This window comes from Nereida ignava (assembly GCF_047114695.1).
Lineage (GTDB): Bacteria > Pseudomonadota > Alphaproteobacteria > Rhodobacterales > Rhodobacteraceae > Nereida > Nereida ignava.
The window spans coordinates 306469-326907 of sequence record NZ_CP112885.1; the positions used below are offsets into that span (position 1 = coordinate 306469).

Consider the following 20439-nt stretch of genomic DNA (forward strand, 5'->3'; position numbering starts at 1 on the left):
TAACAAAACAGCCCGACGCAAGATCGGGCTGTTCTTTAGTTTTGTGATAGGTCGGCTTAGCGGTACTTGACCACTTTCAGCTCGCCACCTTCGAATGTGATCTGACGGTAGTTACCAGCGCTTTCGCCGGGTCCTATCAGTTCAACAGCAGACGCACCAACGTAGTCGATTTCTTCGCCAGCTTTGATCAGTTCGAGCGCTTTGCCCAACTCACCAGGGAAGATCTCGATGCCCGGTGCGTTTGCAACGTCCATCACGTGGTCTTTGTAGTCAGACGAGTCTTTGCTGTCTGCTGCTTGCATCGCCAGCATGATAAGTGCTGCCGCGTCATAGCTTTCTGCAGAGAAAGGTGATGTCGGGTTGAACTTGTCGCCGATCAGCTCTGCGTATTTCATCGCACCTGGGCTGTCTGTGCCCGGGTTTTGACCTGTTGAGCCGTCAATCTCTGAGCCGAAGTTTTCAACAAGCGCGTCAGAGATCATGCCGTCAGGGAAGTGGAACGTGTCGAATGCGCCGCTGTCGAGAGCCGCACGAACGATGCCCGAACCACCCTGGTCAACGTAACCAGCGACAACCAAACGGTCACCACCAGCAGATGCCAACGCGCCAACTTCAGCAGAGTAGTCTGCTTTGCCGTCTTCGTGTGCTGCAGAGATTGTTACTGTGCCGCCAGCTGCTTCAAACGCAGTTTGGAACGCATCAGCAAGGCCTTTGCCGTAGTCGTTGTTTGTGTATGTCAACGCAACTTCGTTGATGCCTTCTTCGAGCAGAACATCTGTCATTACAACGCCTTGGCGTGCGTCAGATGGTGCTGTGCGGAAGAACAGACCGTTGTCTTCTGCTGTGGAAAGGCCGGGTGATGTCGCGGATGGCGAGATCATGACAGTGCCGTTTGCCAAAGCAACGTTTGACAGGATCGCGCCGGTGACGCCTGAGCAGTCAGCGCCCATGATGCCATCAACTTTGTCGGATGTGACCAGACGCTCAGCAGCAGCCGTTGCCGCAGCGGCATCAATACATGTGCTGTCTGCGCGGACGCCAGTTACTTTTGCCGCGTCCAGCAGCATGCCTGAAGCAGTGACTTCTTCAATCGCTGCTTCTGCGCCGCCAGCCATTTGCTGTGCCAGAGATTCAAGCGGGCCAGTGAAGCCCAAAATGATTCCGAGTTTAACTTCTTTACCGTGGCCGCCTGCAAAGGCAGTTGTTGCCGTAACAGCTGTAAGTGCTGTCGCCATCAACAATTTTTTCATAACAATCTCCCATGTCGGATCTAAAATGTCCGTTCACGACATTACGCATAGATTCGCAAATAGGGAAGCAGTTTCCTAACGTAAACAGCCGATTAATGAGACAAAATGCGCAATAAAATTAGCCTAGTTCTCACCCTCGGCCGGCGTGCGCACCCCGTTCGCGGTAGGGTGTGGTGTCATAGTGGGACCGGTAGCATTTGGAAAAATGCGATGGTGACGCAAAACCACACGCAAGTGCTACATTAATGACACTCATATCCGTCTGGATCAGTAAGTTCCGCGCCTTTTGCAAACGCAATTCCATGTAATAGCGCTTAGGGCTGCGCGACAGATATCTGCGGAAAAGCCGCTCAAGCTGTCGGGTCGACATGCCCACGTCCTTTGCAAGCACACCGGGGCTGATCGGTTCTTCGATGTTGGCTTCCATCATCTGAATAACAAGGCTCAACTTCGGGTGCCGCACGCCAATGCGCGTGGGGATAGACAAACGCTGGCTGTCCTGGTCCGTGCGAATAGAGGAATAAATTAGCTGATCCGCGACAGAGTTAGCCAGATCTTGCCCGTGTTCTGCGGCAATAATCTTGAGCATCAGGTCAATCGATGCTGTGCCTCCGGCAGTGGTGAAGCGGTTGCCGTCCATCACAAAGACGGACTTTGTCAGCTCCACATCCTCGAACTCCTCGGCAAAGCTGTCTTGGTTTTCCCAGTGGATCGTCGCGCGGCGCCCGTCAAGCAAACCCGCTTTCGCCATTGTAAACGCAGCTGTGCACAGGCCACCCATTTGGACCCCACGGCGGCTTTCGCGGCGCATCCAGTTCATCAGTTTGGTGGTGGTAACCTGCTGTACCTCAAGACCGCCACAAATCATCACAATGTCATCGCGGCTCAACTCATCAAGGCCGCCCTGAAGCTGAAACGGAATGCCAGCGGAGCACGTAACAACACTATCATCATTCGCGCCCATCTCGCCCACAAGACGCCATTCATAGAGCGGCTTGCCCGCCATCATATTTGCAAGACGTAGCGATTCAACTGCCGCAGAAAAGCACAACAGTGTAAAGTTCTCGAGCAGGACAAACACAATCCGTTTAGGTTTGCCGTCCGTTTTCACCTCGATGATCTGACGTTTCTCCGCCATGTTCTTGCCTCTCCCGAAAACGCAACGTCAAATAGCAACAGCACCAAACTGCATCTTATTCAAGGAAAAACGCGCCGCGGGTGACAAAGCCCATTGGAACTGTGCAAAAGTCGGGGTATCAGCTTTTGTGCTAACGCTAACGTCGTGACGAGGATACCCGATGACCAACTGGACCAAAGATGCATGGCGCGCAAAACCGCGCGTACAAATGCCAGACTACACCGATGCTGCGGCATTGGCCGGCGTCGAGGAACAGTTGCGCCGATATCCACCGCTGGTTTTTGCAGGCGAAGCGCGCCGTTTGAAGGCCGAGCTTGCCGCCGCATCGCGCGGTGAGGCGTTCTTGTTGCAAGGCGGCGATTGCGCCGAAAGCTTTTCTGAATTTTCAGCAGATACTATTCGCGACACATTCAAAGTCATGCTGCAGATGGCGATGGTTCTTACCTATGGCGCCAAAGTGCCCGTTGTTAAAGTGGGCCGGATGGCCGGCCAGTTTGCCAAACCACGCTCTGCACCGACCGAGACCAAGGATGATCAGGAATTGCCGAGCTACCGTGGTGATATCATCAACGGGTTCGACTTCACGCCAGAGGCGCGCATCCCCGACCCAAAGCGCATGCTGCAGGCCTACACCCAAGCGGCGGCATCTTTGAACTTGGTGCGCGCTTTCTCAACCGGTGGCTATGCTGACGTTCATCAGGTCCACGCTTGGACACTGGGCTTTACGGGCAGCGGCGAGGCGCAGAAATACCGTGAGGTCGCAGACCGTATCTCAGACACGCTCGACTTTATGAAAGCTGCTGGTGTGACCCAAGAAACGGCGCATACGTTGCAATCCGTTGATTTCTACACGTCGCACGAAGCGCTGTTGTTGGAATATGAAGAAGCCATGTGCCGCGAAGACAGCACAACCGGCCTGCCTGTTGCGGGGTCTGGTCACATGATCTGGATCGGTGATCGGACACGCCAGCCGGACGGTGCTCACGTTGAATTCTGCTGCGGTGTGCAAAACCCGATCGGCTTGAAGTGCGGCCCAACGACAACAGCCGAAGACCTCAAAGTCCTGATGTCTAAATTGAACCCGACAAACGAAGAGGGGCGCTTGACCCTTATCGCGCGGTTCGGTGCGGGAAGCGTGGGTGATCACCTGCCGCGTCTCATTCAGGCAGTCAAAGAAGAGGGTGCGAACGTGCTTTGGTCATGTGATGCGATGCACGGTAACACAATCAAAGCGGCGTCAGGCTATAAAACCCGACCGTTTGAAAGCGTTCTGCGTGAGGTTCAGGAATTCTTTGCAATCCACCGTGCTGAAAACACAATCCCCGGTGGTGTGCATTTTGAGATGACTGGGCAAGACGTGACCGAATGTACAGGTGGTGTCCGTGCGGTAACCGACGAGAACTTGTCTGATCGCTACCACACAGCGTGCGATCCACGTTTGAACGCGTCGCAGTCTCTTGAGCTGGCATTTTTGGTATCCGAAGAGCTATCGGCCCTGCGGAATGCGACCCAACAGGCCGCAGCCAGCTAATCTTATTTTGGGATAAAAAATCAACAAAGTCCCGAGTTAGCGCTCGGAGCTTTTTGTATGCCTAAACAAATCGTTAATCCTAAGAAAGTGGATTAGCTATCGAATGTAAGTATCTGTAATTTTGGCCTTTTATTAGACTTAGATTGCAGTTTATCCGCGCTAATTACAGGGGTATCTTCTGTTGGTTGCGGCGCTGGTCTACTGCTTAGAATTGCGTCAGCTGTACTACCCGTCGGGTCTTTCAGCAGCGGCCGGACATCCGTCTCAAGAATGTTGAACCGGCGCGGTGCACGTCCAATTTTGCCGTTGGTGACAAACGCTCCCAAAACGCGGCTTACGTCACCGAAGTCTGATTTGAGCGGCAACAGGATGATCTTCGCGTCCAAACTGTCACGCCCAACACCTGTTTCAGCGCGCAGCGCAAGGGTGACACAAGCGGGGCTGTCGAACATTTGGTCAATGGCCTCGGCCATCTGTTGACGTTCGTGCGGGACAATAAAGCTCGACAATGGCATGCCGCGCACTTCCATCCCCATCAGATCAGACATGTGCATGCCCGCAAGCCGTAAACGCACAAGGCCCGGGGCGATGCGTTCACCAATAAATGCGTATTCCAACAGATTTTCTATGCCGCGCGGGTTCACATCCGCCCGATCTGGCATCATGCGTGTGCCGCGAAGCGCTTCCCAATACGCCTCTGTCTGCGCAATCGCTGGGAACCGAAGCTCTGCACGATGATCAAAGATCGAGACAACATTGGTAGGGGCCGCAAGACGTGGCGCATTGGGTTTAGAGGTCATGGCTCAAGGATCCGTGTAAAATCTGCAAGTCGACTAATCGTTACTATACCGTAAATTAGCGTGTCGCGGTGCAAAATGTAAACGAGTGGTTAACGCATGTGGCGCGGGGCACGTATCGGGCCTTGCCTTGCTTTCAGCAGGGCGTCACAAATGGGGCTAAGGATCCACTGACGCGAGGCCAAAATGACACTTTCAATGACCGGTTTTGCCACGTGTTCAGGGCAATTAGACGGCTATAGTTGGACGTGGGAAATACGTGCCGTAAACGGCCGTGGTCTTGATCTGCGCATCCGCGTCCCCGAGTGGATTGAGGGTCTTGAGGTCGCCGCGCGCAAAGCCGCACAAGGCGCTGCCGAGCGCGGCAACATCACGCTGAATTGCAAAGTAACGCGGCAAGATAGCGGCGCGAGGTTCACCGTAGATGAGGCACGGCTTCATGATGTTTTGAGCGCGCTCAAACAGATTGCGCAAGCGGCTGCGGATCACAGTGTAGACATAACGCCGCCAAGCACTGCTGAGATTTTAGCCTACAGAGGGATAGTAGATACAGAGGCAGCCAGTACTGATACGGCGCCCTTATCAGCGGCAATTCTTGGCGATTTACCAACGCTGTTGCACAGCTTTAACCGGATGCGAAGCGATGAAGGTGCGGCTTTGCACGGCATCCTGGCAGACCAGTTAAACCAGATTGAAGTGCTCACGCATCAGGCCGCAAATATCATCGAAACGCGTGCAGACAACATGAAGGCGCGCTTTGCTGAAAGTCTGACACGGGTTTCTGCAAACCTTTCAGATGACATTGATGCTAGCCGTGTGGCACAGGAAATTGCGCTTTTGGCTGTGAAGGCTGATGTGGCTGAAGAGCTGGACAGATTACGCGCGCATATCGCTGCGGGGCGGGAATTATTGGCCCAAACAGGCGCCAAGGGCCGTAAGCTTGATTTTCTTAGCCAAGAATTCAACCGCGAAGCGAACACCCTGTGCGCCAAGGCGAACCACACGGAACTGACGACAATCGGACTTGCCCTTAAGGCCGTGATCGACCAAATGCGTGAACAAATCCAAAACGTGGAGTAACTGATGTCTGCCCCCAAAAGTACCGCCGCCCGTCGTGGGCTGTTGATCATTTTGTCCTCGCCTTCCGGTGCGGGTAAATCGACGTTGGCTAAGCGGCTTATGAAATGGGACCCGAGCCTGTCGTTTAGCGTGTCGGCCACCACGCGTGCTGCGCGCGAAGGTGAGACCCACGGCGTTGAATACTATTTTGAAAGCCGGACAGGTTTCGAAGATATGGTCGCGCGGGGCGATATGTTGGAGCACGCCGAGGTGTTTGATAATTTATACGGCTCCCCACGGGGTCCCGTTGAAGCGGCGATCAACGATGGGCGCGATGTGCTGTTTGATATCGACTGGCAAGGTGGGCAGCAAATCCGCAACTCTGTTTTGGGAATGCACACGTTGTCGATCTTTATCCTGCCGCCCTCAATTGCAGAGTTGGAGCGACGGTTGCGTGGACGTGGACAGGATAGCGACGAGGTTATTTCAGGACGGATGAAAAAGTCCCGCGATGAGATTAGTCACTGGCCCGAATATGACTATGTTTTGGTCAACGATGATCTTGATCAAACGGAAGAACGGCTGAAATCAATCGTCAGCGCAGAACGTCTGCGCCTTAGCCAACAACCGCAAATGTCCGATATTGTACGTGATTTGAACGCAGAATTTGAGGCCCGCCAATGATTTATAAGCTTGATGGAATCACCCCCGAAATTGATCCGACGGCCTGGGTGGCAGCGGATGCCAACATCATTGGCGCGATTACCCTTTGCGCAAAAAGCAGCGTTTGGTTTGGCGCTACGCTGCGTGGTGATAACGAACGGATCACCGTGGGCGAGGGGGCGAACGTGCAAGAGGGCAGCGTTTTGCACACGGACATGGGTTTCCCGCTTACTATCGGAGCTAACTGCACGATCGGGCACAAAGCTATTTTGCACGGCTGCACGATTGGTGATTGCACGCTGATCGGGATGGGCGCCACGGTGCTTAACGGGGCTGTTATCGGTAAGAACTGCCTGATTGGGGCGAACGCTTTGGTCACAGAAGGCGCAGTTATCCCAGATGGCTCGCTTGTGGTTGGCGCGCCCGCGAAAGTGCGCCGCGCCCTCGATAAAGAGGCGATTGACGGTTTGTTGAAATCAGCGCTCGGCTACCAGAAAAATGCAGAACGCTTTAGAAAAGGACTAAGCGCACTATGAATGACGAACGCCTGAATTCCCCCTCAATGGTGCGCCGCATGGCGTTTCCACAAAGCTCAAGCCGTGCGGTCGTCACGCCGCTTCAGCCGTCTGTTGTTTATGCAAGCGACACGCCTGATGCATTGGATGCGCAATATCTGGGTGGTGCGCAGGGCTATACCTATGCTCGTGAAGGGCACCCCAACGCAGACGTTTTGGCGCGCAAGATCGACCAGCTTGAAGGTGTGACACCGCAGATGGGCGCAGGCTTCATCACCAGCAGCGGCATGGCTGCGATTTCTGCTGCAATCCTTGGGGTGTGCAAAGCGGGTGATCACGTTCTGGGTGGGGATCAACTTTATGGCCGGTCGCTCAGGATGCTAAGCCAAGACTTGCCCGACCTTGGCATTGAAACATCGTTGGCGGATCCCACAGATGCGGCCGCGTTCGCTGCCGCGATCCAGCCCAACACGCGGCTTGTTTTGCTCGAAGTTGTGAGTAATCCAACGCTTCGCCTTGCAGATATTGGTGCGATTACAGAGGCCTGCCATGCACGCGGCGTTCTTGTAATGATCGACAATACGTTCACCACCCCGCGCGGATACCGTGCATTTGATCACGGCGCTGACATCGTGATCCACTCTGTCACTAAACTGTTGGCCGGGCACTCGGATGTGACACTGGGCTACACGGCGACCCGTGATCCGGCGCTGCGCGATGCAATGGTCGTCAAGGCGGTCACATGGGGATTTACGCCATCACCATTTGATTGCTGGCTGGCGGAACGGGGGCTTTATTCATTTGAGTTGCGCTATGACCGCGCCCAACAAAATGCCGCAAAGCTAGCGGACGCATTGGCCACACATAGCGCAGTTGAAAAAGTGCTTTATCCCGCGCGCACAGATCATCCGGACCATAACCGTGTGAACGATATGTTGGGGGATCAGACAGGCAATATGGTCAGTTTCGTCCTGCGCGGCGGGCGTGAGCAAACAAATGCGTTTGTCGGCGCGCTTGAGCATATCGCGTTTGCCCCAACTCTGGGCGATATCGGGACAACCTTGTCGCATCCCGCAACGTCATCGCACCGCGCGCTAAGTGCTGAGGCGCGTTTGGCGTTGGGCATGCCCGAAGGGTTCTTCCGTGTCTCGGTCGGGGTTGAAGATGTGGATATGCTTATCTCTGAGTTTACGGCGGCCCTTAACGGGGTCTGACTAAAGACGAAGGGGGACAAGGCCATGACAGCACTGAGCACGATGCGCGCGCTGACCGATGCGTTCCCCACGCCTTTCGCTGTAATTGATGCGCGCCGCACGATTGTGGCTGCCAATCAAGCCATGCGCGACGTGTTGGGCGAGGACATCGTTGATCGCCATTATACACGTGCCTGCCGCCGTCCCAGTATTCTGGATGCGGTTGAGCGTGCGTTTGGTGTCGGTGCCACGGAAAAGGCGGAGTTTTCTGAAAACATCAAAGGCCGAACATCACACTTCAAAGTGATCTGCAGCCCGCTTGACTTGGAGGGACGCGCCCATGTCTCGCTGAGCTTTGAGGATATCACGTCCTCGCGCGAAATCAGAGCCATGCGGAGTGATTTCGTTGCAAACGTCAGTCATGAATTAAAAACGCCCATCACATCGATCCTTGGCTTTGTGGAAACCATTCAAGGGCCCGCGGCCAATGATGAAGCCGCCCGTAACCGCTTTTTGTCCTTGATGGCCCGAGAGGCCGAGCGGATGAACCGTCTTGTCCATGATCTGTTGTCGCTGAACCGCGTTGAGGTTGATGAAAAAGTCCGCCCCATGGACCGCGTTGCGCTGAACGCACTAGTGTCGCACACTGCGGTAGTATTACAGCCGTTGGCTGAAGCGCATGATATTTCCCTTAAGATCGAGCTGCCCGACGCCCCATGTCACGTGAAGGGGCATGAGCGGCAGCTGGTTCAGGTGTTACGTAATCTGGCCGAAAACGCGATTGCCTATTCCCCAAGCGGAAATGAAGTGCGCGTGCGTTTGACCGCGCCTGCTTATGAGGTGGCGCTGCATGGAAACGGGGTGCGTTTGATTATTGAAGATGACGGGCAGGGGATTGATCCGGTGCACATCCCGCGCCTGACAGAGCGGTTTTACCGCGTGGATAGTCACCGCTCTCGTGAGGTGGGGGGGACCGGTCTTGGCCTTGCCATTGTCAAACACATCATTACGCGGCATCGCGGGCGCCTAGAGATCAAAAGCAAACTGGGAATCGGTAGTCGTTTCACGGCGATCTTGCCCGCTGATACGTCCGCACCTTAAATTTTTACAAATTTCGGGCAATTTAGCCGCTAAAATCCGTTATTTTCTGGTTTGTCACATAGCTGTTACGTTCCTGTCACAAAAGCTTAGCGAGACCAGCTTAGGCAGACGCCATAAGTTGCTTGCAGGAGGGATACGCCGACCTGTGAGGCTGACATAACCAAAAGGAGCTGCCTTATGCCATTTCTTAAACTCACCGCATCAGCCGTTGCGATCGTTGCTGTTTCCGCACCTGCATTCGCGCGTGACAACGTGCAAGTTGCCGGTTCTTCTACTGTTCTGCCTTACGCATCAATCGTTGCGGAAGCTTTCGGTGAGAACTTTGATTTCCCGACACCTGTTGTTGAATCCGGTGGCTCATCTGCGGGTCTGAAGCGCTTTTGCGAAGGGGTTGGCGCAAACACCGTTGACGTAGCAAACGCATCTCGCGCGATCCGCGAAAAAGAGATCAAAGCATGCGCCGACAATGGCGTGACCGACATTATTGAAGTCCGCATCGGTTATGACGGCATCGTATTTGCGTCCGACATTGACGGTGAGACATTCGAATTCACACCCGCTGACTGGTTCAATGCATTGTCACCAAAAGTGCTTGTCGACGGCGCGATTATCGACAACCCGAACCAGACTTGGGCAGACGTGAACCCTGCGTTCCCGGCACAGCAAATTGCGGCGTTCATCCCAGGCACAAAGCACGGCACACGTGAAGTGTTTGAAGAAAAAGTTCTGGCTGTTGGCTGTGAAACGACAGGCGCGCTTAAGGCGATGGAAGCCGCCGGCATGTCCGAAGATGACGCAGAACATGCGTGCATCAAAGTGCGCACAGACGGTTTGTCTACAGACATTGATGGCGATTACACAGAAACCCTTGCACGGATTGATGCCAACAAAGACGGTATCGGCGTGTTCGGTCTAGCGTTCTATGAGAACAACACAGACAAGCTGCAAGTGGCGACAATATCAGGTGTAACGCCGACAACAGAAAGCATTTCAACAGGTGAATACCCTGTGTCTCGCCCACTGTTTTTCTATGTCAAAAAAGCGCATATCGGCGTGATCCCTGGCTTGAAAGAATATGCTGAGTTTTTCGTGAGTGACGATGTTGCTGGCCCAGATGGCCCACTGGCTGAGTACGGTCTGGTTTCAGACCCAGAGTTGGCTCTTACTCAAGAAGCAATTGCAAACGAGCAGACCATCGCATCTGGCTCATAAGAGCGCGATTGGTTAAAGACATAACACACCGCCGAGGGTGAATCGGCGGTGTGTTGCATAAAGACGGCGCCTGAGAATTTGGCGATCTACATTAGCTGAGGTCTGTAAATGTCTGGAATTGTTCTTTTATTGATCGTTTTGGGCCTTGGTGCTTTGGCTTTTATTCTGGCGCGCAGCAAAGCGTTATCTTCTGTTGGTGGTGACCAGCGCGCATTGCATTCGCGTCCACATTATTACGGATTTTCGGCCTCAATTTTGACGATCGCGCCAGCTTTGGCGCTTATGGTCGTTTGGGGCTTGGGACAATCCACTCTGGTGCAATCCTCCGTTGCTGAGTTGATACCGGCATCTGCAATCGCAGAAGGCCAAACCGTTGGCCTTTTGATGGGGGATGTGCAGCGGATTGCGAATGGCCTTGATACAGCCGTTGCGGCAGGCGCGCTTAGCAGCGACGCTGCAGCGGCTTTGAGCACTGGCGCGGATGATATTCGGGGCATTCTTGGTTCAGTTGGTGTGGCGCTTGGGGCCGATGTTGACCCTGCCATTTTGGAGGCTGCACAAAGCTATAGGGCGATGCAAAGCAGCGGCGGAACTCTGCGAATGATTGCGGTGATTGGCGTCGCGCTTTTGGGGCTGACCTACGGTTTCATGCAGACATCGGCCACGTACCGCGCGCGAAACTCGGTTGAGCGCAGCATGCGATGGACGCTTATTGCGGCGGCTAGTGTGGCGGTGTTCACAACCCTTGGTATTGTCTTTTCGGTTATCTTTAACACGATCGAGTTTTTCCAACTTTATCCCGCAAAAGACTTTTTCCTGAGCCTCACGTGGTCCCCAAGTTTCGGCGGCGGTTCTGAATTGGGTGTTTTCCCGCTTCTTTGGGGCACGCTTTACATCAGCATAATCGCGCTGATGGTTGCTGTTCCAACTGGGCTTTTTTCCGCGATTTATCTGTCTGAATACGCGTCCCCCAAAGTGCGTGCCTTTGCCAAACCCTTGCTTGAGGTTTTGGCCGGTATCCCCACCATCGTTTACGGCTTGTTTGCGCTTTTGACGGTTGGACCTTTGTTGGTGAACGTGTTCGGTGACGGCGGCATTTTGGGCGTCAATTGGATGCAAGGCGGCACAGCTGTGATGACCGCCGGTTTGGTCATGGGCATCATGTTAATCCCGTTCGTGTCTTCACTGTCAGACGACATCATCAACGCCGTGCCACAGGCGCTTCGAGATGGCTCGTTGGGGCTGGGTGCGACGCCATCGGAGACCATCCGCCAAGTGGTGATACCTGCGGCACTTCCCGGTATTGTTGGCGCAATTTTGTTGGCCGCTTCCCGCGCCATTGGGGAGACGATGATCGTTGTTTTGGGGGCAGGGGCCGCCGCGCGCCTGTCGATGAACCCTTTTGATGCAATGACGACCGTAACGGCCAAAATCGTTTCCCAACTTACAGGCGACGCGGATTTCGCCAGCCCCGAGGCTTTGGTGGCCTTTGCATTGGCCATGACCCTTTTTGTGATCACCCTTGGATTGAACGTCATCGCACTGGGAATTGTGCGTAAATATCGGGAGCAATACGAATGACCGATGCGAGCAACGTAGCACCGCTGCGCGAGAAAAAATCCCTGCTCGTCGTTGATGCGCGCACCAAGAAACGCAACGCTGCTGAGGCGCGCTTCAAGATGTATGGCATCATCGCCATCACGCTTGGGCTGTTGTTTTTGGCGGTTCTGCTGACAACGATCATCAGCCGCGGTACTGGTGCATTCACCCAGACGTTCATTTCTGTACCTGTTGAGCTGCGCGAAGATAAGCTGGACAAAAAAGGTAATCGAAACCTTGAGGACATCAAAAAAGTCTCGACTTTTGGTTATAATCCGCTGTTGGGCGATGCTTTGTCCGCAGTGATTGCAGAAGGTGGCTTCACAACTGAAATCACCAAAAGCAAAGAGTTGCGCAAACTTCTGTCCTCAAGCGCTGTCGGGCAAATGCGGGCCTATGTGATAGAGAACACGGCCCAAATCGGCCAGACCGTGACTTTTGATTTCTTCGCCTCATCGCGCGTCGATGGTTATATCAAGGGCCGCGTGACCCGCGAGGATTTGGCCCGCGACAAGAACCTGTCTGCTGAACACCTTGATCTGGTCGATCAGATGATTGAGGCGGGTGTTGTACGCAAAAAGTTTAACCCAAGTTTCATTTTCGGCGCAGACGCATCCGAAAGCCGGCCAGAACAGGCGGGGCTTGGCGTGTCGATGTTAGGCTCGCTCTTTATGATGTTGGTTGTGCTGTTTTTGGCGCTTCCGATTGGTGTTGCCGCATCGATTTACCTTGAAGAATTCGCGCCGAAAAACCGCCTGACTGATTTGATTGAGGTGAACATTTCTAACCTCGCGGCGGTGCCTTCGATCGTGTTCGGGATCTTGGGCCTTGCGTTCTTTATCCAATTTTGTGGCGGCTATCTTGGCATTGCAGCAATGAAAGCGAGCGCCCCGTTGGTTGGTGGTCTCGTGCTGACGCTGATGACATTGCCGACGATCATCATTTCCACCCGTGCGGCGCTGAAGGCGGTTCCACCCTCAATTCGGGATGCGGCACTTGGGGTTGGGGCGTCAAAAATGCAGACTGTTTTCCACCATGTGTTGCCTCTTGCCGCACCTGGAATTTTGACAGGCACGATTATTGGCCTTGCCCAAGCACTTGGTGAGACTGCGCCGCTGCTGCTGATCGGCATGGTTGGCTATATCGCGTCAAACTACCCCGACAGCGTGTTGTCTGGCTTCACAGACCCTAACTCTGCCATGCCTGCCCAGATTTTTGAGTGGGCCAAGCGCGCAGACCCTGCATTCTACGAGCGCGCATGGGGTGGCATCATCATTTTGTTGGTCTTCCTTATGACCATGAACATCATCGCAATTTTACTTCGTCGTCGCTTTGAGCGCCGTTGGTAGGTAGAAGGGTAAGAACAATGGACGATCTAAGATATATGGAGATGCCCGTGGACCAAGATACCAAAATTTCCGCCAGCAATGTGCAGGTCTACTATGGCGATAACCAGGCCATCAAAGACGTAAATGTTGAGATTGCAGACAAGACTGTGACGGCCTTCATCGGCCCGTCCGGTTGTGGCAAATCTACGTTCCTTCGGTGTTTGAACCGGATGAATGACACCATCGATATTTGCCGCGTTGAAGGGACCATCAAAATAGACGGCGATGACATTTACGACAGCGCCGTTGATCCCGTTCAGCTGCGCGCGAAAGTCGGTATGGTTTTCCAAAAGCCGAACCCGTTCCCGAAATCAATTTATGATAACGTGGCTTACGGTCCCAAAGTGCACGGGCTGGCAAAGTCCAAAGCTGATTTGGATGTGATCGTTGAAAAAGCGTTGCGCCGTGGTGCGATTTGGGACGAGGTTAAAGACCGCCTTCATGCACCGGGCACGGGCCTTTCTGGCGGGCAACAACAACGCTTGTGTATTGCACGTGCTGTCGCAACGGAGCCTGAGGTGCTGTTGATGGATGAGCCGTGCTCTGCGCTTGATCCCATCGCTACTGCGCAAGTGGAAGAGCTGATTGACGAGCTGCGTCAAAGCTATTCACTTGTGATCGTCACGCACTCGATGCAGCAAGCCGCGCGGGTCAGCCAGCGCACTGCCTTTTTCCACTTGGGCAATCTGGTCGAGTTTGGCGACACCAGTCAGATTTTCACGAACCCACAAGACAGCCGCACCGAAAGCTACATCACTGGACGGATTGGATAAGCGTATGAGTGACCAACAACATATCGTTTCTGCTTATGACCGTGATCTTGAAGGGGTCATGGTTGCGATCATGAAGATGGGGGGGCTTGTCGAAGACAGCATCCTGAAAAGTGCGCAAGCGCTTGAAACCCGTGATCTGGAATTGGCCGCTGAAGTGCGTGCTGCGGATAAACAGATTGATGAGCTGGAAGAGAAAATCAACGATGAGGCCGCCCGCCTGATCGCGTTGCGTGCCCCCATGGGCCGCGATTTGCGCACGGTCCTGTCTGTGATCAAAATCAGCGGTGCGCTTGAACGCATCGGCGATTACACCAAAAACATGGCCAAGCGCACGGCGGTTTTGGCCGAAGTGCAGGCCGTCAATGGCGCGCCCGCATCGGTGCGCCGGATGGCCCGCGAAGTTGAGGCGATGCTGCGCGAAGCACTTGATGCTTATGTCCGCCAAGACGCCGCATTGGCCCAAGCGGTGATCCTGCGCGATGAAGATGTGGACCAGATGTATAACAGTCTTTTCCGCAATTTTCTGACCTACATGATGGAAGATCCGCGTAACATCACAAGCTGTATGCATTTGCAGTTCATCGCCAAGAACGTTGAACGCATGGGCGACCATGTGACATCGATTTGCGAGCAAGTGATCTATCAAGTCACAGGCGAAATGCCTGATGATGAGCGTCCCAAAGTGGCCGGTGATCCCTATGATCCTGCCTCTGTGACCGAGGACTAAAGAAACATGTCAGTTAATCAGCCGGTCGTATTGGTGGTTGAGGACGAGATGGCACAACGCGAAGTGCTGGTTTATAATCTTGAGGCCGAGAGCTTTCGGGTCGTGACTGCGGAAACAGGCGAAGATGCCATGTTGGCCGTGGATGAGCAGGCGCCAGACATCATCTTGCTTGATTGGATGCTGCCAGCCGTGAGTGGCATTGAAGTATGCCGCCGCCTTAAGGCGCGGCCTGATACAGTTGGCACGCCGATCATCATGTTGTCTGCCCGCTCTGAGGAGGTCGACAAAGTGCGCGGCCTTGAAATAGGTGCGGATGATTACATGGTCAAGCCGTACTCGGTGGTGGAGTTGATGGCGCGGGTGCGGACTCAATTGCGCCGGGTCCGCCCGTCAACTGTTGGCCAGACGTTGCATTTTGATGACATCATTCTGGACAGTGAAACCCACAAAGTGACCCGCGATGGCAGTGACATTAAGCTGGGCCCGACCGAGTTTCGCTTGCTTGCCACGTTCATCGAAAAGCCGGGCAGAGTGTGGTCACGCGATCAGCTTTTGGACCGTGTCTGGGGGCGCGATATCTATGTGGATACGCGGACGGTTGATGTGCATGTGGGGCGCTTGCGCAAATCACTTTGTACCCACGGCGGCAATGATCCGCTGCGCACTGTGCGCGGGGCAGGATACGCACTGGGCTAAGATTTGGGAAGCTTGGTCGCTTGTTTGTCGGTCTAAGCTTACGCTCTTTACTTGACTATTTTAATCTGAATAGGCATCCCGCACTGAACAAAAGTGTTGAGGGAACGCTCTATGGCAAAGCGGCCAAAATCAGCTGGCGAGAAAATCCTAACCGGCTTGGCGCTAACTCTTGGTGTGCTCTTTGCGCTGCCACATTTGGGTGTGCTTGTGGCTGCGTTTTCGGGATCGACAGACACGCTTGCCGCCCTTTTTGATACGGTTCTGTTGAATTACGCTGGCACCACCTTGTGGTTAGTGTCTTTGGTTGGTTTTTTCACATTTATTTTGGGAACTGGCACTGCGTGGCTTGTCAGCATGACCGAATTCCGCGGCAGACGCATTTTTGAGATCGCATTGGTGCTGCCCTTGGCGTTTCCCGCTTATGTGTTGGCTTATGCCTACACGCATCTGCTGGACCATCCGGGCATTGTTCAATCCACCCTGCGCGCCGTAACAGGCCTTGGCCCACGCGATTACTGGTTTCCCGAAATCCGCAGTCTAGGTGGCGCAACAGTGATGTTGACGCTGGTGCTATACCCTTATGTGTACCTGCTCGCGCGCGCTGCTTTTTTGGGGCAGGGGGCGACAACATTTCATGCCGCACGCGCCTTGGGCCGCAGCCCTTGGAACGCCTTTCGCACTGTGTGCATTCCTATGGCGCGGCCGGCGATTGCCTCTGGCGTGCTTCTCGCGGCCATGGAGACAATCGCTGATTTTGGCACTGTCAGTTATTTTGGTGTGCAAACATTTGCTACGGGCATCTACACAAGCTGGTTCACGTTGGCGGACCGTGCGGCTGCTGCACAGCTTGCACTTGGGCTTTTGGTCATTGCGCTGTTCTTGGCTATTCTTGAGCGTACCAGCAGGGGCGCTGCCAGATACGACAGCGCCCGTGTGAGCCAACGCCTTGCCCGCATTCCCCTAAGCGGGGGCGCAAATGTGGCTGCTACGGCATTCTGTGCGCTGCCTGTTCTGTTCGGTGTTATCATTCCCACGGTCGCCCTTTTGACCATGGCGATCGGCTCCGAGCAAAATCTGTTTGGTAGGCGGTATCTGGCATTTACAAGCAACTCCCTCACGCTTGCAGGAACGGCCGCGGGGTTGACGGTGTTGGGCGCGATTGTACTTGGCTCAATCCAGCGGGTCGCCCCAAGCTTCTTGACTCGCAGTAGTCTTTACGCTGCGCGATTAGGCTACGCCGTGCCCGGCGGCGTCATTGCGGTGGGGCTGATCGTGCCATTCGCTGCCTTTGATAACGCACTTGATGCGGCGATGCGCGCGCAGTTTGGTATCTCAACAGGGCTGCTGGTAACAGGTTCGATCTGGCTTTTGGTCGGGGCGTATATGATCCGCTTTTCCGCCGCCGCCCTTGGCGCGTATGAGGGAGGCATTGCAGCGGTCAGCACCAACATGGATGCGGCCTCGCGTGTCTTAGGGCAGGGGGTTCTAGCGACGGTGCGCCGCGTGCATGTGCCTATTTTGCAGCCAAGCCTGCTGACGGCACTGGTCATCGTGTTCGTTGATGTGATGAAAGAGCTTCCTGCCACCCTGATCATGCGGCCCTTTAATTTTGATACGCTCGCCGTTCAGGCCTATAGGCTTGCCTCGGACGAGCGTTTAGAAGGCGCCGCAGTCCCGTCTCTTGTGATCGCGGCGTTGGGGTTGATCCCCGTGATCATCTTGTGCCGTCAAGTCGGACGCCGCCAAAACTAAGCCACACCAGTTTTGGGTATCTCAAATTCCTCTGCGTGGCATTTCCATCTTCTGCGATCTCGTGCATAGATACCCGACACATAGCGCGGGGAGCATCACATGAGCACGAAAACTGACTGGGATGATGCCTATGCCAATATGGCGTATGTTGCTGGATCAGACGCGTTTCCGGCGATGTGGGAGGCCGATGGTGCAGCGTACCGCGACGGCGGCGTACAGTGGGACGAACATTCATACGGCTCTGATCCGCGCGAGCGATTTGATATTTTCTGGCCAGAGGCACAACCCAAAGGGTTGGCAGTATTTGTTCACGGTGGCTATTGGCTGCGGACTGGAAAATCCGACTGGTCACAGTTTGCAGAAGGTGCGCGTCAGCGAGGTTGGGCCGTGTGTTTGCCGCAATATACTCTGGCACCCGATGCGCGTATTTCGCAGATGACAGCACAGATTGGGCGCGCAATTTCATCGGCTGCAAAATTAGTGTCAGGGCCAATTCGCCTAGCGGGTCATTCCGCTGGTGGGCATTTGGTCAGCCGCATGATGTGTCAAGATACGCCCTTGGCAGCAGACGTGATGGAGCATGTTGATGGCTGCGTCTCAATCAGCGGCCTTCATGATTTGCGTCCTATTATGCGTACGGAAATGAATGACAAACTTGGCCTTGATTCAGCTGAGGCCCGCCAAGAAAGTGCCGCACTTCAAGACCCGCACCGGGTTGCGCGGATGACCGCATGGGTCGGCGGGGGTGAGCGGCCAGAGTTTATTCGGCAAGCGCGCCTTCTGCATAATGTGTGGTCAGGTTTTGATGTAGAGGTCACCTTGCACATTAACGGCACCCATGATCATTTCTCTGTCATTGAAGGGCTGAAAGACCCGCAAAGTGCGCTTACCACCTGCTTTGTTGGCAACGACTAATCCCAAACGTAAAATGAGAACCCGATGACAAACAAGCCTGTCCGCTTGCCCGTAAAAAACCGGTTTCATCTGCCTGAAGGCATGATTTATCTTGATGGCAACTCCCTTGGCCCGCTGCCACGTGGTGTTGATGAGGCGCTACGAAGCGCTGCGGTGGATCAATGGGGCGCGCATTTGATCAAAGGCTGGAACGTGGATGGCTGGATGGCGCAACCCGCGCGCGTTGGCGATAAAATTGCTGCACTAATCGGCGCGCCTGCGGGCTGTGTTACGATGGGCGATACGCTTTCCATTAAAGTATATCAGGCGTTGGCAGCGGCGTTAAACCTTAATCCTGATCGAAAAGTTATTCTGACAGATAGCGGTAATTTTCCATCTGACATCTATATGGCTGAAGGGCTTATCAAACATTTGGGGCAGGGGCATGAGTTGCGTATTGTGGCGCCCGAAGATGTTACTGATGCCATGACACGCGACGTTGCTGTGGCGATGATTACCCAAGTGGATTACCGCACAGGCCGGATGCATGACATGCAGGCTGTAAGCGATGCGGCCCATGACGCGGGTGCGGTGATGTTGTGGGATTTGGCCCATAGTGCAGGGGCCGTGCCCGTGGATATTGAGGCCAGCGGTTGCGCCTTTGCGGTTGGGTGCAGCTACAAATACCTCAACGGGGGGCCGGGCGCGCCTGCGTTTATTTATGTACGTCCGGATTTGATCCCGAAAATTGATCCCGCGCTAAGCGGTTGGCTGGGGCATGATGCACCTTTTGCGTTTGAGCCGTCTTACCGACCCGCGGTAGGGATTGAGAGGATGCGTGTTGGGACGCCACCCGTGTTGCAGTTAAGCGCTTTGGAAAAAGCGCTTGAGGCATGGGACGATATCGATATGCAGGATCTACGCCGTGCCAGTCTTGCATTGTCCGAGCTTTTCATTGCACAGGTTGAGGCGCGCTGCCCTGATTTGCAGCTTGCAAGCCCGCGCAACGGTGCCGAACGAGGCAGCCAAGTCTCATTTTCCCACCCAGAGGGCTACGCGATTGTGCAGGCCTTGATCGCACAAGACGTGATCGGTGACTTCCGCGCGCCTAATATCATGCGGTTTGGCTTCACACCGCTTTATCTCGATAAGGCAGATGTGATCCGCGCCACTGAAATATTGGAGCACGTTATGAATGATCGGCTGTGGGATAGGCCAGAGTTCAAGATCACACGCCGCGTCACCTAACAGCTCGTCTGAAATACCCCAAAACCGCGACAGATTTGGCTGATTTGTGTGCAAGCGATTGCGTCCTTGCCAAAGACCGTTCAATAAGACGTAACGCACAACGAGAGAAGCCACATGACACGTATCGACGACACATTTGCCCGTCTCAAAACCCAGAACCAAAAGGCATTCGTCGCCTACATCATGGCCGGTGATACGGATTATGATACCTCGCTTGAGGTGATGCAGGGGCTGCCCGATGCAGGCGTCGATATTATTGAGCTTGGTGTGCCGTTTACAGATCCGATGGCCGATGGCTCCACGATTCAGTTGGCGGGCCAGCGCGCATTGGCAGGGGGTCAGACCCTCACCAAGACGCTGCAAATTGCGACTAAATTTCGTGAGACGAACCAGACAACCCCAATCGTTCTGATGGGCTATTACAATCCGATCTATTCTATGGGCGTTGATACGTTTCTTGCCGCCGCATCAGAGGCTGGCATCGACGGGTTAATTATTGTGGACTTGCCGCCAGAAGAAGACGTGGAGCTTTGCTTGCCTGCCCAAGAAGCTGGCCTGAACTTTATCCGCCTCGCGACCCCCACATCTGATGCTGCGCGCCTGCCCAAAGTGCTGCAAAACACCTCTGGCTTTGTCTACTATGTTTCTATGACCGGAGTGACCGGTAGTGCCGCAGTCCAAGCCGTTGATGTAAAACCAGAAGTTGACCGCATCAAAGCCTCTACTGATTTGCCTGTGATTGTTGGATTTGGCGTGAAAACACCCGAAGCTGCACGCGATATTGCGGCGATCGCCGACGGTACTGTGGTAGGATCTGCCATCGTTGAACGGATTGGTCGCGGCGATGCGCCCGCCGATGTGCTGAGCTTTGTAAAAACCCTTGCCGATGCGGCCCATAGCTAA

Annotated in this window: 19 protein-coding genes; 16 read left to right on the top strand and 3 right to left on the bottom strand. The window is 54.4% G+C overall.

Translation table 11 applies throughout. The annotated features are described in order from the left end of the window. Positions 1–56: 56 nt before the first annotated feature. Both OLX08_RS01470 and OLX08_RS01475 read right to left on the bottom strand, forming a co-directional pair. Positions 57–1250, bottom strand: a complete 1194-nt coding sequence (locus OLX08_RS01470) for an ABC transporter substrate-binding protein (protein ID WP_391482037.1) — start codon at positions 1248–1250, stop codon at positions 57–59. Between the two features lie 130 nt (positions 1251–1380). Continuing rightward, complete coding sequence (locus OLX08_RS01475; RefSeq protein WP_334065826.1) at positions 1381–2388, bottom strand: GlxA family transcriptional regulator; 1008 nt, start codon at positions 2386–2388, stop codon at positions 1381–1383. A 160-nt stretch (positions 2389–2548) separates the two neighbouring features. Here OLX08_RS01475 and OLX08_RS01480 point away from each other — a divergent pair, with 160 nt between their 5' ends. Further along, positions 2549–3919, top strand: coding sequence for a class II 3-deoxy-7-phosphoheptulonate synthase (locus OLX08_RS01480; RefSeq protein ID WP_391482038.1), 1371 nt, complete (start codon positions 2549–2551; stop codon positions 3917–3919). Between the two features lie 92 nt (positions 3920–4011). On the opposite strand, the gene OLX08_RS01485 is transcribed toward OLX08_RS01480, so the two are convergent. Then, on the bottom strand, positions 4012–4719 hold the full coding sequence (locus tag OLX08_RS01485; protein ID WP_391482040.1) for a PAS domain-containing protein: 708 nt from the start codon (positions 4717–4719) through the stop codon (positions 4012–4014). A gap of 183 nt (positions 4720–4902) precedes the next feature. Between OLX08_RS01485 and OLX08_RS01490 the strand changes: the two genes are divergently transcribed. The 15 genes from OLX08_RS01490 (at position 4903) to trpA (ending at position 20439) form a co-directional block, all read left to right on the top strand. Next, entirely contained in the window at positions 4903–5796 is an 894-nt protein-coding gene (locus OLX08_RS01490; protein WP_391482042.1) for a YicC/YloC family endoribonuclease, read from the top strand. Positions 5797–5799: 3 nt separating this feature from the next. Beyond that, positions 5800–6459 (top strand): guanylate kinase, encoded by a 660-nt coding sequence (gene gmk / locus OLX08_RS01495; protein WP_341245560.1) that lies wholly within the window; start codon positions 5800–5802, stop codon positions 6457–6459. Beyond that, the gene (locus tag OLX08_RS01500) at positions 6456–6974 is read left to right on the top strand and encodes a gamma carbonic anhydrase family protein (RefSeq protein WP_391482044.1); all 519 of its coding nucleotides are present in this window, start codon (positions 6456–6458) and stop codon (positions 6972–6974) included. The genes gmk and OLX08_RS01500 overlap by 4 nt, the downstream gene beginning before the upstream one ends. Continuing rightward, entirely contained in the window at positions 6971–8167 is a 1197-nt protein-coding gene (locus OLX08_RS01505; RefSeq protein ID WP_391482046.1) for a trans-sulfuration enzyme family protein, read from the top strand. Before OLX08_RS01500 ends, OLX08_RS01505 begins: the two co-directional genes overlap by 4 nt. A gap of 24 nt (positions 8168–8191) precedes the next feature. Further along, a complete protein-coding gene (locus OLX08_RS01510; RefSeq protein ID WP_391482047.1) occupies positions 8192–9247 on the top strand; it encodes a sensor histidine kinase in 1056 nt (351 codons plus the stop codon). Between the two features lie 177 nt (positions 9248–9424). Continuing rightward, positions 9425–10459, top strand: a complete 1035-nt coding sequence (locus OLX08_RS01515) for a substrate-binding domain-containing protein (protein ID WP_391482048.1) — start codon at positions 9425–9427, stop codon at positions 10457–10459. A gap of 108 nt (positions 10460–10567) precedes the next feature. Further along, positions 10568–12040, top strand: coding sequence for a phosphate ABC transporter permease subunit PstC (gene pstC, locus OLX08_RS01520; protein WP_391482050.1), 1473 nt, complete (start codon positions 10568–10570; stop codon positions 12038–12040). Then, positions 12037–13407 carry a phosphate ABC transporter permease PstA gene (pstA, locus tag OLX08_RS01525; RefSeq protein ID WP_391482051.1) on the top strand — a complete coding sequence of 457 codons (1371 nt, stop codon included), beginning with the start codon at positions 12037–12039 and terminating at the stop codon, positions 13405–13407. The genes pstC and pstA overlap by 4 nt, the downstream gene beginning before the upstream one ends. 17 nt (positions 13408–13424) lie before the next feature. Then, positions 13425–14219 carry a phosphate ABC transporter ATP-binding protein PstB gene (gene pstB, locus OLX08_RS01530; RefSeq protein WP_341245567.1) on the top strand — a complete coding sequence of 265 codons (795 nt, stop codon included), beginning with the start codon at positions 13425–13427 and terminating at the stop codon, positions 14217–14219. A gap of 4 nt (positions 14220–14223) precedes the next feature. Continuing rightward, complete coding sequence (phoU, locus tag OLX08_RS01535) at positions 14224–14946, top strand: phosphate signaling complex protein PhoU (protein WP_391482053.1); 723 nt, start codon at positions 14224–14226, stop codon at positions 14944–14946. A gap of 6 nt (positions 14947–14952) precedes the next feature. After that, positions 14953–15642 (top strand): phosphate regulon transcriptional regulator PhoB, encoded by a 690-nt coding sequence (gene phoB / locus OLX08_RS01540; RefSeq protein ID WP_391482055.1) that lies wholly within the window; start codon positions 14953–14955, stop codon positions 15640–15642. 111 nt (positions 15643–15753) lie between these two features. Further along, the gene (locus OLX08_RS01545; protein ID WP_391482057.1) at positions 15754–17394 is read left to right on the top strand and encodes an ABC transporter permease; all 1641 of its coding nucleotides are present in this window, start codon (positions 15754–15756) and stop codon (positions 17392–17394) included. Positions 17395–17493: 99 nt separating this feature from the next. Further along, the gene (locus OLX08_RS01550) at positions 17494–18309 is read left to right on the top strand and encodes an alpha/beta hydrolase (RefSeq protein WP_391482059.1); all 816 of its coding nucleotides are present in this window, start codon (positions 17494–17496) and stop codon (positions 18307–18309) included. A 24-nt stretch (positions 18310–18333) separates the two neighbouring features. Beyond that, positions 18334–19536 (top strand): kynureninase, encoded by a 1203-nt coding sequence (gene kynU / locus OLX08_RS01555; protein ID WP_391482061.1) that lies wholly within the window; start codon positions 18334–18336, stop codon positions 19534–19536. A gap of 114 nt (positions 19537–19650) precedes the next feature. After that, positions 19651–20439 carry a tryptophan synthase subunit alpha gene (trpA, locus tag OLX08_RS01560; RefSeq protein ID WP_341245571.1) on the top strand — a complete coding sequence of 263 codons (789 nt, stop codon included), beginning with the start codon at positions 19651–19653 and terminating at the stop codon, positions 20437–20439.